Source organism: Candidatus Cryosericum terrychapinii (genome assembly GCF_003570925.1).
Lineage (GTDB): Bacteria > Caldisericota > Caldisericia > Cryosericales > Cryosericaceae > Cryosericum > Cryosericum terrychapinii.
This window is the reverse complement of the sequence record NZ_QXIS01000013.1, coordinates 1-10,940: the sequence shown is the minus strand read 5'-3', so window position 1 is coordinate 10,940 and position 10,940 is coordinate 1. Positions and strand designations below refer to the sequence as shown.

General features: G+C 56.7%; 14 protein-coding genes. 3 read left to right on the top strand and 11 right to left on the bottom strand.

Features of this window, described 5'->3' with window-relative positions; genetic code table 11:
- Positions 1-773: (2Fe-2S)-binding protein (locus SMC7_RS02435; protein ID WP_165845070.1), on the bottom strand; the 773-nt coding region annotated here is incomplete at its 3' end.
- A gap of 293 nt (positions 774-1,066) precedes the next feature.
- On the opposite strand from SMC7_RS02435, the gene SMC7_RS02430 reads away from it, so the two are divergent.
- Complete coding sequence (locus SMC7_RS02430) at positions 1,067-3,241, top strand: aldehyde ferredoxin oxidoreductase family protein (protein WP_207798701.1); 2,175 nt, start codon at positions 1,067-1,069, stop codon at positions 3,239-3,241.
- Positions 3,242-3,328: 87 nt separating this feature from the next.
- Here the strand turns inward: SMC7_RS02430 and SMC7_RS02425 are convergent, their stop codons facing one another.
- From SMC7_RS02425 to SMC7_RS02390, 8 genes are all read right to left on the bottom strand, one after another.
- Positions 3,329-4,279, bottom strand: coding sequence for a permease (locus tag SMC7_RS02425; RefSeq protein ID WP_119088793.1), 951 nt, complete (start codon positions 4,277-4,279; stop codon positions 3,329-3,331).
- Positions 4,280-4,342: 63 nt separating this feature from the next.
- Entirely contained in the window at positions 4,343-4,585 is a 243-nt protein-coding gene (locus SMC7_RS02420) for a thioredoxin family protein (protein WP_119088792.1), read from the bottom strand.
- 8 nt (positions 4,586-4,593) lie between these two features.
- A complete protein-coding gene (locus SMC7_RS02415) occupies positions 4,594-4,920 on the bottom strand; it encodes an ArsR/SmtB family transcription factor (protein WP_119088791.1) in 327 nt (108 codons plus the stop codon).
- 188 nt (positions 4,921-5,108) lie between these two features.
- The gene (locus SMC7_RS02410; RefSeq protein ID WP_119088790.1) at positions 5,109-5,486 is read right to left on the bottom strand and encodes a hypothetical protein; all 378 of its coding nucleotides are present in this window, start codon (positions 5,484-5,486) and stop codon (positions 5,109-5,111) included.
- Positions 5,483-6,385 (bottom strand): ArsA family ATPase, encoded by a 903-nt coding sequence (locus SMC7_RS02405; RefSeq protein WP_119088789.1) that lies wholly within the window; start codon positions 6,383-6,385, stop codon positions 5,483-5,485. The genes SMC7_RS02410 and SMC7_RS02405 overlap by 4 nt, the downstream gene beginning before the upstream one ends.
- A complete protein-coding gene (locus SMC7_RS02400) occupies positions 6,378-7,265 on the bottom strand; it encodes an ArsA family ATPase (RefSeq protein ID WP_119088788.1) in 888 nt (295 codons plus the stop codon). The genes SMC7_RS02405 and SMC7_RS02400 overlap by 8 nt, the downstream gene beginning before the upstream one ends.
- The gene (gene arsD / locus SMC7_RS02395; RefSeq protein WP_119088787.1) at positions 7,255-7,575 is read right to left on the bottom strand and encodes an arsenite efflux transporter metallochaperone ArsD; all 321 of its coding nucleotides are present in this window, start codon (positions 7,573-7,575) and stop codon (positions 7,255-7,257) included. The genes SMC7_RS02400 and arsD overlap by 11 nt, the downstream gene beginning before the upstream one ends.
- 52 nt (positions 7,576-7,627) lie before the next feature.
- Complete coding sequence (locus SMC7_RS02390) at positions 7,628-8,044, bottom strand: ArsR/SmtB family transcription factor (protein WP_165845069.1); 417 nt, start codon at positions 8,042-8,044, stop codon at positions 7,628-7,630.
- Positions 8,045-8,343: 299 nt separating this feature from the next.
- On the opposite strand from SMC7_RS02390, the gene SMC7_RS02385 reads away from it, so the two are divergent.
- The gene (locus SMC7_RS02385; RefSeq protein ID WP_119088785.1) at positions 8,344-8,829 is read left to right on the top strand and encodes a hypothetical protein; all 486 of its coding nucleotides are present in this window, start codon (positions 8,344-8,346) and stop codon (positions 8,827-8,829) included.
- 171 nt (positions 8,830-9,000) lie between these two features.
- Positions 9,001-9,276, top strand: coding sequence for a MoaD/ThiS family protein (locus SMC7_RS02380; RefSeq protein WP_165845068.1), 276 nt, complete (start codon positions 9,001-9,003; stop codon positions 9,274-9,276).
- 48 nt (positions 9,277-9,324) lie between these two features.
- On the opposite strand, the gene SMC7_RS02375 is transcribed toward SMC7_RS02380, so the two are convergent.
- Together SMC7_RS02375 and SMC7_RS02370 are read right to left on the bottom strand one after the other, a co-directional pair.
- Positions 9,325-10,554 carry an NAD(P)/FAD-dependent oxidoreductase gene (locus tag SMC7_RS02375; RefSeq protein WP_165845067.1) on the bottom strand — a complete coding sequence of 410 codons (1,230 nt, stop codon included), beginning with the start codon at positions 10,552-10,554 and terminating at the stop codon, positions 9,325-9,327.
- Positions 10,551-10,940: aldehyde ferredoxin oxidoreductase C-terminal domain-containing protein (locus SMC7_RS02370; RefSeq protein WP_207798700.1), on the bottom strand; the 390-nt coding region annotated here is incomplete at its 5' end. The genes SMC7_RS02375 and SMC7_RS02370, both read right to left, overlap by 4 nt.

Here is a 10,940-nt window from a genome sequence, read left to right as displayed (position 1 = left end):
TAGACGTTCATCAGCGTCTGCGCGGCTCCCGCCCCGAAGACGCCTGGCATGTCGTTGTTCTTGAACATCAGCATCTTCTCGGCTGCGCCCGTGGCGACGATGACCTTGCGAGGGTGGAAGAGAACCGCATGGTCCTGGTCAGCGGCGCAGACAGCGCCCTGGAACCACCCAAACGCCGTGAAGCCACTGTAGACCGTGATGTTGGGCGTCGCCTCGACCTCCTCGATGAGCTTCTTCGCAATGGTGACGCCGCGCGTCCCGGCGTTCTCTTTCGCCGAGCCGAAGAACTTATGCGTCTGTTTGACCAGCTGGCCACCCAACTGGGGATTCTGGTCCAGCAGTATGACGTCGGCGCCGGCTTTGGCCGCCCAGAGAGACGCTTCCAGACCTGCCGGCCCGCCGCCGATGACCAGGACTTCTGTACTCTTCTCCTTCACCCCCTTCATGGCAGCCTGCACGTCAGGGAACTTGCCATCACCGTGCTGTGTTTCGACGTCCATCCCATCCCGGACCTCCAGGACGCAGGTACGTGTATTGGGGCTGCCGTCGACGCGCATCATGCACGACGAGCACTTTCCGATAGCGCAGAACATACCCCTGGGACGGTAGAACCGGGAGGATGTGCCATATTGCTTCACGCCGGCCGCATACAGAGCCATCGCCACTGTTTCCTGGGGATAGGCAGTGATCTCCTTGCCGTCGTACGTGATATGCACTGGGTCCCCCCGGTTCCACGCAAGGATCGGATGCATGGCAATGCGATTGTCTTCCACCTTTTTCACCTCTCGGATGCGAATTGATTCGCTATGCTTGCAGTATAGAACCACCCACGCCTTTCTTCTACAAGCCAGTGAAAAAACGACAACTCTCAGCCACAGGACGCCGCCTCCGAACGCATGAAGCGAAGGTTCAAGAAGATACTGACCCCGTCGATGCTTCGCGTTGACGGTGAAATCGACAGCAGACGCAGATAGTTGGCACCGGCGCATCACAACGCACCACCTTGAACAACGTATTGATTGACCTACCATGTGAGCGGATTCACAACGAAACCGGGAGGCAGAAGGTGAAGACCATCGAGGAAATGCGACAGGCACACAAGATCCTGGCGACGTATTCCTACAAGCCTGCCAGAATCAACAAGGGGTACACGGACCGCAGGTTGTACGTTAATCTGACAACGAATGTCATCGAGGAACGTGCCATCGACCCAATGGTCAAGGAGAAGTTCACGGGGGGGCGCGGCTACGGGCTGTACTATCTCTGGCAGGCGGTCAAACCGACGACGCACTGGAATGACCCCGAAAATGAGTTGATCTTCTGTGCTGGACCACTCACTGGCATTACGCAGTATCCCGGTGCCGGAAAAATGCACTCGGTCACCATCTCTCCAGAGACAGGAGTCCCCGTCGACAACAATGGCGGCGGCTACCTGGCTCCGTATATGAAATTCTCAGGTTTCGATGCGATCGAAGTACAAGGCAAGGCTGAGGAGGATGTCATCATCTTCATCGATGGTAACAAGGGCCTCGCCACCATCGAGACCGCCCCTGAAGAACCCGACAACAGCTGCGACCTGCCAGAAGTCCTGCATGAGATGTATGCTGATGGCGCCGGTGATCGCAAGAACGTCAGTGTCGCGGTCTCAGGCACGGGGGCGGAGCACTCCCTCCTTGGCCTCATCCATGTCAGCTACTGGGACGCCAAACGAAACCACACCCGTCTCAAGCAGCTAGCACGAGGCGGACCGGGAACCGTTTTCAGAGACAAGAAGATCAAGGCTCTCGTCGTTCATTTTTCCGGAACGACTCCCCTTATCAACAACCCAGCTGACCTGGAACCTATCAAGACCGCCGGCTCACGGATGAACAAGGAGATCCTGACGCTCGACCACACCCATAGCAGGATGCGCGAGATCGGAACTGCCAACACGGTCGAAATCCTTGATAAGGTCGATGTTCTTCCGGTCAAGAACTTCAAGTTCGGCTCGGACGCCAGAACAGTCGACATCAGGAGCGACGTGTGGTTCCGTCTCATCAGCCAGGACATGCCCGATGGCTGCTGGCTGGGCTGCACCATGTCGTGTGCCCATGGCATCGACACTGTTCAACTGAAGACAGGGCCTCTCAAGGGTCAGAAGGTGCTCATCGACGGGCCCGAATACGAGACGGTGGGTGGGCTGGGATCCAACACAGGCAGTTTCGACCCGCTATTTGTCGCCGAGGCCAGCTTCTACTGTGACTACTACGGTATCGACCTGGTAGGTTTCGCTACGACGCTCGCTTTTCTCATGGAGTGTTATGAGAATGGCATCATCAACAAGGAGATCACAGGCGGACTCGACCTGCACTTCGGCAGCGACATGGACGCTCTCGAGCTGATTCATCAGCTTGGTGAGGGTCATGGTTTCGGCGTGGTCGCCGGTTTGGGCGTTCACAGACTGAAGAAGCTCCTGGCCGAACAATACCATGCCAACGCCGACTTCCTGAACGACATCGGTATGGAGATCAAGGGAATGGAAGTCTCAGAGTACATGTCCAAGGACTCGCTGGCTCAGCAGGCAGGATACGCCATGGCCACTAAGGGTCCCCAGCACGATGAGGCGTGGCTCATTTTCATGGATCAGGTCAAGGGCCAACTGCCGACGTTCGACGACAAGGCTGAAGCTCTCTCCTTCTTCCCGCTCTTCCGGACCTGGTTCTCGCTCATGGGCCTGTGCAAGCTCCCCTGGAACGATTCCGAGCCGCGCGACAACCGTGACAAATATACGGGAATGCAGGCCGCCAAGATCCCTGAACACATCGAGAACTACCTTTTGCTGTACAAGGGCATGACGGGTGTCGCACTCGATCTTGACGGACTGCTTGCACAGAGCAAACGTGTGTATGACTTCCAGCGCGTCTTCAACCTGCGCATGGGCCATGGGACGCGCGAGGACGACTGGATGCCCTATCGTGGCATGGGGCCTGTCACCGAGGAAGAGTACCTGTCCCGGGAGGAGCGCTACGAGAAGCAGTTAACCGAGGCCGCACACGTGGACATCGCAGGCATGAGCCTGCAGCAGAAGATGGCAGCCCTGCGCGAGTACCGCGAGTCGCAATACCGCCAGCTTCAGGACGCGGTGTACACACGGCGCGGCTGGGATGCCGACGGAGTCCCCACACTCGAGACAGTGAAGGCCGACGGCATCGACTTTCCCGAGATCGTCGACCTCATCGGGAAGCACGCACACAAAGCATAGTCTTCAGCCAGATCTGCTACATCAGAAAGCCCAGCCTCGTCGAGGCCGGGCTTCTTTGCTGATCCGGGTCGGGTGTCTAGCGGACGGTTACAGGACCCAGTTAAAGAAATACCCCACGATGAGAATACCAACACCTACGACACCAATGAATGTTGCAAGCAGTCTTGGCTTGAGAACGCGGCGCAAGATAATCATCTCGGGCATCGAGAGTCCGGTGACTGCCATCATGAAAGCCAGTGTCGTCCCCAGAGGCAGACCCTTGGCCCACAATGCCTGAACGACAGGAATGACGCCCTCGGCGTTCGAATACAGCGGAATACCAATCGCAACGGCGATGAGAACCGCAAAGGGATTGTCACGGCCTGCGTATCTGGCCAGGAAATTCTCGGGAGCGTACCCATGGATGAATGCACCGATGGCAACGCCGACCGCCACCCATGGAGCCACTTTGCGGAAGATCTCGCCCACGTATCTCCAGCTGGCAACGACGCGATCCTTGAAGGTCATGGGAGCATCCCCTGCAGCGGCGCCGACCTTGATCATGTAGACATAATCCTCAACGTACTTCTCCATGTGAAGCTGAGTGATGATGACACCCGACACAATCGCGATAAGGAGCCCCACACCCACATAGAGCAAGGCGACCCTGGCTCCAAACAGTCCCCATAGCAGCACCATCGCGACCTCGTTGATCATAGGGCTTGCCACCAGAAACGAGAATGTCACCCCAAGCGGTACGCCGGACTCCACGAATCCAATGAACATCGGAATGGCAGAGCACGTGCAGAAGGGGGTGAAAATGCCCAGAGAAGCAGCAAGGATATTGCCGATGAACTGGTGCCGGTGAACGAGTAGACGTTTGATCTTTTCGGCGGGAATCCAGGTTCTGAGCATCGCGACTACAAACACGATAACGACGAGGAGCAGGTAGATTTTGGGGATATCGTACACGAAGAAGTGAATGGCTTCCGTTATCAGGTGCCCCTTTGGCAGGCGCAAAAGCGTATACGTGAACCAGTCAGCAAATAGCGTCAACATAGCAACCTCCGTTGATATATAAGCGTTCAAAAAAAGGCGGTCGCCCGCCCTCCGGCTACCCCGTCAGGCGCTAGCGCCGACGATGGCTTTCTTTGCTTCCTCGGGCGACAGTACCTTGCCTGCGGTGATGACCTTGCCGTCGATGACAAGAGCGGGCATCGCCATAACGCCGTAGGCCATGATCTGCTGAATATCGGTCACGTCGACGATCTCGGCATCCTTGCCAAGCATTTCCAGCGCCTTGCGGACGCTTGCCTCAAGCCCATGGCAGCGAGCACAGCCAGAACCCAGAATTTCGATTCGCATGATTCCTCCTAGTTTGACAGCAGTTCTTCCAGAGTCAGCATCAGTTCATGAATACGCTCTTCGACTCGCGAGTAGTGCACGAATTGCCCTTCCTTGCGAGCAGCGACAAGCCCAGCCTCGCGCAGGACCCTCAGGTGATGAGAAACCAGGTTCTGGGGAAGGGCCAGCTCGTGCTCGATCTCGCACACACACAGTTCGCCACCACACAACAACCTCAAAATCTTGATGCGCTGCGGTTCCATCAGGGTAGACACAAGCTTGCCCTGCTCCTCACATGCAGAGCTCCAGTTAGTACCTATGTCCTGTGCTCCACAGACCGGCGAACGCTGAGTCATGTCACAACTCCCATTGATTCAATGTACATTGATATATTATGCGAGAATATTCGAATGTCAAGACCCGGACACAAGATGATGTGGACCCCCCGAAACCGACGCAGATCGCTCTGTTGACGGAACTCGCATTGGCATGCGCTGACTCTTCCGTATTCTGTAGTCGGCTTTGATCTGATCCCACTAGCGAACTAGCGTGCCTCTCCGGCCTGCCCTTTCTCCCCGTTCAGGATTTCTCGTATCCTGAGGTGGAGCAGGTCATTCGAGATACCACCATAAAAAGACCACTTGCCGTTGAGCGCTGTCAGTGGAAGCGAATATCCATTCTCAACCTGTTGGCGAACCTGGTTGACCTGTGGATCGCTGTCCTTGATGACGTCGATAAACCTCAGTGAGCACCGCTCCTTGATGTCGCTCGCATCGAGGGACGCCCTCAGACTGTCGAACATCTCACCCATCGTCTGCGTTGGCGTGGCGCACCCACCTCCACCACACCCGCACGACGAGGCCGCCGGGGCCTGATCCCAAATGCCATAGACCTCGATCTCAACAGTAGTCTCTACCATCATGCAATCCCTCCAAATACGATTTTGTCCAGCATGTCGAGCTTGTCGATGCCACGAATGTCACTGTCCATCATTGGAACCTGCAGCAATGCAGCTCCCACAAAGCGTCTCTTCATGTCATCCAGGTATTCCAACTGCATCTTCCTGCGCTTCTGGAAGAATGGTGTCGTCGCCTGCTCCTCGGCAATCAGCAGGTTCGCCACGACGAGCTGTGTCGCAACGCCGATTGTCGCCAACTCCTCAGATGCACGCTGTGCCTCCAGAATGGGGGTACTCTCGGGGTACATGACGAAGCTGAACGTCGTCAGGCCGGGATCCCGCATTGCGTCCAGGACCCGATCAAACCGGTCTTTCTGCTGGCGGTCCCCCTCGGATAACCCCTCAGTAGCGCCGGCCTTGAGTCTGATCTGCTCGCTCCAGTCGAGGGGCAACTCGAGCAGTCTCAGAGTATGCCCTGTCGGCGCCGTATCAAAGATGGTAACGTCGAATCCCGGGGTACTCGACAGGTCGATGAAACGCTGGAAAGCTGCCATCTCCTCCGTGCAGGGAGAGGCCAGCTCCTCCGTCATGACGCGGATCGTGGCTTCGTCGAATTTCGCCCGCGCGTCATCGAGAATCCCCTTCTTGTAGTCCTCAGTCGCCTGCTTCTGATCGATCTTCGCTGCAGACAACCCTGAAACACCATCGACAGGTTCGACCTGCTCCGTCACCTTCCTGCCAAGGACGCTGCCGGTGTGTGCTGCAGGGTCGGTGGTCAGAAGCAGGGTCCGGTACCCTTGCCGAGCTGTGTGTACCGCGGTCAGGCAAGCGACAGTCGTCTTGCCCACTCCGCCCTTGCCTGCAAAGAACACTTGTCTGGTACCCTTTGCACTTGGATGTAACAGGCTCTCGACGTCATACATCTGTGGTGCCTCCCTGAAACAGCATCGGAGCGCACTTGCGGAACATCGCTACTCCCTTGATCTCACTGTCGAGCAACTCCATGGTCTGTAGAGGCGTGTCCGTGTACAACTGCCTCGCGCGTTCCAGATACGTTTGCTGCATGTCACGCCGTTTCCGGAAGAAGGGATTCACCGTCTCCGCCTCCGGGATGAGCCCGTTCACGATGATTCTCGAAGTCGTTACACCCAAGGCTGCCAGCTCCGCGATGGAACGTGATGTCTCCTCCAGGGATGTCTGCTCCGCCTGCATCACGAAGACAAACTGCGTCCGTCCCGTATTCCGAAGTCGGGCTATCGCGTCGTCATACTTCTGTTTGCTGTCCTGAATCAAGGCGACAGGGCCCATGCATGTCTGGCCACTCCCCTGCGCGCTGTCCCGAATGTGTTTGCTCCATTCGACCGGCAACTGCAGAAGCCGCAGCGTATGTCCCGTAGGCGCCGTATCGAAGACAATGACATCCCAGTTGTCGTCTTCCATGAAATCGGTGAACTTGTCGAACGCGGCCATCTCCTCCGTACATGGGCCACTAAGCTGCTCTTCCACAACCTTCAGCATTTCATCGTCAAAGAGCCCGCGCATAGGAGCCAGCGAGCGCTCCTTGTACTCACGGGTAGCTTCGTCCGGGTCGATTTCCATGGCCCACAGATTGGGAACGCCGGTAATGGGCGTTACGTGGTGGCCTATGGGCTGCTCGAATACGTCGGCCAGGTTCGATGCCGGGTCTGTTGTGACGATGAGGGTCTTCTTGCCATTGTCTGCATGGTAGACCGCCGCCGTGCATGCCATAGACGTCTTGCCAACACCGCCCTTGCCTGAGAAGAAGACGTACTCAGGATTCATGTGTCCCTCTGTCCAGTTCGGCTCTCATCTCGTCGTACGACGGATAGTTTCTGGTCTTGACGACCTTACCGTCGACGGTGGTCACCGGAAGGATCTTCTTGCCATTCGCTGTAACAAGTTTGTAGACGTCTGCATTGTCGCGGAACTTGAAAGGCCTCTGGTTGATGGCATACCGTTCGACGGTGATGCCGGGTTCCTCCGCCTGAAGACGTCTCAAGTCCTCGTTGAGACGCACCAGGCGTTCATCAACCGATGGTCCACACAAGCCAGTCGTGCAACACATAGCTGGTTCATAGAATTCGATTTTCAACGTGACCTCCCGAACAGCGAATGTGGTGAGAATATAGGTGGAGCTGTTTCGACTACGTGCGTCGAGTTTTCCGGTGCAACGCGCGCGGGTGTCCTGCAACAGACCCCGTCCTGGCTTCTGCACGGCACAGGAACACTGGGTCGTCTGCCAGGTGCGCCCGGTCCTCAGGAAATTGGGTATGAACCTGGTCTATGAGAAGAGACACGAACTGGAGGATCTCAAGCGACAGATCCTCGCGAATCGCATACAGCGTCCAGTAGCTCTCTCTGGAGGTCGACAGGAGCCCCGCATCGAGAAGGACACGCACGTGATCTGACACGGTCGCCTGAGACAGATTCAGGGCAGCTTTCACCTCACAGACACATAGAGCCCGCACGCCAAGGACACCGACAATGCGCGCCCGTGTCTCGTCTCCCAGCGCCTTCGCAACCGCAATCATGTCCACAGTACCTGTCCCGTCCATTTGCATCGCCATTCTCCGATTACATCGTTATATACCGATATAATATACGTCGGTGTTCCGATGTGTCAAGATCGTTCCGTCTTCATCTCTTAATGAAGGGGTCGATCACGGAAGCGCCCCTCTGCATGAGGGGCGCTGACGGGGGTGTCTATTGTCTGCAGAGGGTCTCGTCGCCAAGCCGGTTCAGCTCCATTTCGGATGAGTCGATGCGCCTCTGTGGAAAAGAAGGTCGACCTGCCTACACTGGAGCTTGACAGCGCAACGTGCACTGTCAGGCTCCACACCCCGTTCCTCAGGAGGAACCAATGCAAGGAGAACACGTGCTGGGCGCACTCCCGGTCCAGTGGCACAAGAACTTGCTCAACATCATCCCGTGGACCATCGTGGTCACGGACGCTCGTATCATCGTCGCCAAGCTCACACCGGAGATCCAGAAGCAGGCAGTCGACGCCAAGGTGAAGGAGCAGGGAGGTGGATTCCTCAAGCGCATGGCGGTTGCCGCCACCAGCGGGCTCACGCTGCACAAGCGGTACCTCACGATGGACCCGGAAGCTGTACTGACCGAGACACCCGAGAACTGGTGGGTCGACGCACCCGGCGTCTCACAGGTCACGGTCACGCAGGGGCGCTGGGAGACTGACCACGACGGCCATCGCTGGCAAAACGACCACCAGCTTGTCATCGTGACACAGCAGGGGAAGTACTCCTACACGTTCAAACCATTCATGAACGCCGCGGACGCCGCCAACCTCCTCGCCCAGGTATTCGGCGCGACGGTCACATTGCGGTAGGAGTCTGGCAGGGGCGCCGCCGCCTCATGCAACGCGGGCTAAAAGTCGGGAATTCGACAACGATGGCGCAACCGGATAAGAATAGAGCCGGTTCACGTGCATTTTGGACGAGTCGAGGCGCCTGATTGCCCTTTGTGCCTGCTTGCCTACAATGGTTGCTGAGGTGAGATGATGGCGATGGCGACGGTGACGGTGAGAGTGTATCTGACAGAAGAATTCAAGCAGGGACCCGTTCTGGTCTCAGCCTCAACATGTATCGAAGCACTGCGAAGTCTTGTTGCGCAGCATCCCGTCCTCAAGGGCATCATCCTCACCGAAGAGCTGAGACTGAAGCGGGACTACATCTACCTGCTCAACGGGAAAAGTATCGAGTTCCTGGGCAAGGAAGATGCATTGCTCAAGGATGGTGACACCATTTCGCTGTTTCCACCGATCGGCGGTGGCTAGACAGGAGAGACGCTCGACGATCCCCTGATCTTCTGACAAGGTGGCCCCTTACAGGGCCACCTTGAAGACAGACGGATACAGGTCCACGTGAGATATGGTTCCGTTCAGAACTGGGTTGATCATCGTGCTGATGTCGGTCTGGTCTCTCATTATCCTGAGATACACACCGGGATTGTTGACGCCTTCTCCGACGAAGACAAAGCCTCTCAACCGGCCGTCCTTGACGACGATCTTCCCGTACTCGCCGTCACTCACGTTCCTGTAGACATCACCTTCGTCATGTGTGCTGATCCCACCGGTGAAGATGGTCTGTCCAAAGACCATCAGGATATTCCTGAGGACATCGCCACCGTAGGGCATCTCCATGCCGAGCATATTCCCGGCAGCGTTGTTCGCTTGCTCTACGGCCACAGGCCAGAGAGCGTGAAGCGTCTTCTCGCCCAGCAGGATATCGTCCGTCTCGACGGCATCCCCCGCGCCATAGATACCCGGTACACTTGTCTCAAGATACCGTCCAAGAACGACACCTTTGTTGAGCCGTACATCCGTTCCCTTCAGAAAGCCGGTGTTGGGGCGCACCCCTTTGCCATAAACGACGCAGGAGCCGCTGAGGACTTTTCCTGATGCAAGCTTCACCTCGAGGGCGCCGTCCTTCTCCTCGATTTCCTGGATGTCCTCGCCCTTGAGCAGCTCCACATCGAGTCCTGCAAACGACTGCTCGATGATTGCAGAAGCTTCTCGATCGACAATCTGGGACAGCACCCTGTCCGAAGAAATGACATAGGTCACAGGGATACCAAGCTTCACAAGAGCATCACCTATTTCAGCATTGACCAGCCCGGCGCCTGCCAGAATGACTCTCTTCTGTGTCGACTCCGCTATTCTCTTCCGAATGACCTCGATATCTCCGATATTCCTGACACCGACCACGGAAGGAAGTCTGGCGCCGGGGATGTCGGGGATGAACGGAGATGTGCCCGTTGCTATCAGGAGTCTGTCATACTCGAACTGCTCGCCATCGTTCGTATGCACGGTTTTCGACACCGTGTCGACCCCGTCGACGTACTTGTTGAGCATGACGTCGACCCCGTCCACTGAAGGCAGCGTACAGTTCGCAAACCAGGTCATCCCGGAAAGCATGTAGGGAAGGGACATCTTGCCATATGGTTGGACTCCCTCCCCCGAGAGGACGATCACCTCCTGCTCCGGGCTGAGTTTCTTTATCCTCGCTGCAGCCGTAATCCCTGCAACAGAGGCTCCAATGATCACATGTTTCATGACAGGTCTTCGAGTCCCAGCTCTTTCAGTCTGTCCTTTGTGGGAACGCTGTCCTTGCCCCATCCTCTCAGAGAATAGTACTCTCCCAGCATCTTATCGAGCTCTTCGATTTCGCCTTTGGAAGGGCCTGATGGGATCGGCTCCTTGAGGATTCTCGGAGGCAGAGTGTCGTCCTTCCCGGTGAGCCCTGACTTCAGGTTGAAGAGTTTCTCCATGTTCCAGATTCTCTCGCCGATCTTCAGGAACTCCTTGTCGTCACACTCAAAACCGGTAGCAGCTGAGTAAAGTTGTGCAAGGTCCTTTGCCTGCAGTCCAAATGTCGTAAACAGGCATGTCCCCGTAGAATCAAGTGCTGCCGTCAGGTCCTGCAGGAACTTGGTGACAGC

What these genes read in the sequence shown, in the direction of transcription:
- SMC7_RS02415 (WP_119088791.1), bottom strand. Translation starts at nt 4,920, where the DNA reads ATGACTCAGCGTTCGCCGGTCTGTGGAGCACAGGACATAGGTACTAAC.
- SMC7_RS02405 (WP_119088789.1), bottom strand. Translation starts at nt 6,385, where the DNA reads ATGTATGACGTCGAGAGCCTGTTACATCCAAGTGCAAAGGGTACCAGA.
- SMC7_RS02390 (WP_165845069.1), bottom strand. Translation starts at nt 8,044, where the DNA reads ATGCAAATGGACGGGACAGGTACTGTGGACATGATTGCGGTTGCGAAG.
- SMC7_RS02400 (WP_119088788.1), bottom strand. Translation starts at nt 7,265, where the DNA reads ATGAATCCTGAGTACGTCTTCTTCTCAGGCAAGGGCGGTGTTGGCAAG.
- SMC7_RS02385 (WP_119088785.1), top strand. Translation starts at nt 8,344, where the DNA reads ATGCAAGGAGAACACGTGCTGGGCGCACTCCCGGTCCAGTGGCACAAG.
- SMC7_RS02380 (WP_165845068.1), top strand. Translation starts at nt 9,001, where the DNA reads ATGGCGATGGCGACGGTGACGGTGAGAGTGTATCTGACAGAAGAATTC.
- SMC7_RS02420 (WP_119088792.1), bottom strand. Translation starts at nt 4,585, where the DNA reads ATGCGAATCGAAATTCTGGGTTCTGGCTGTGCTCGCTGCCATGGGCTT.
- SMC7_RS02425 (WP_119088793.1), bottom strand. Translation starts at nt 4,279, where the DNA reads ATGTTGACGCTATTTGCTGACTGGTTCACGTATACGCTTTTGCGCCTG.
- SMC7_RS02410 (WP_119088790.1), bottom strand. Translation starts at nt 5,486, where the DNA reads ATGATGGTAGAGACTACTGTTGAGATCGAGGTCTATGGCATTTGGGAT.
- SMC7_RS02375 (WP_165845067.1), bottom strand. Translation starts at nt 10,554, where the DNA reads ATGAAACATGTGATCATTGGAGCCTCTGTTGCAGGGATTACGGCTGCA.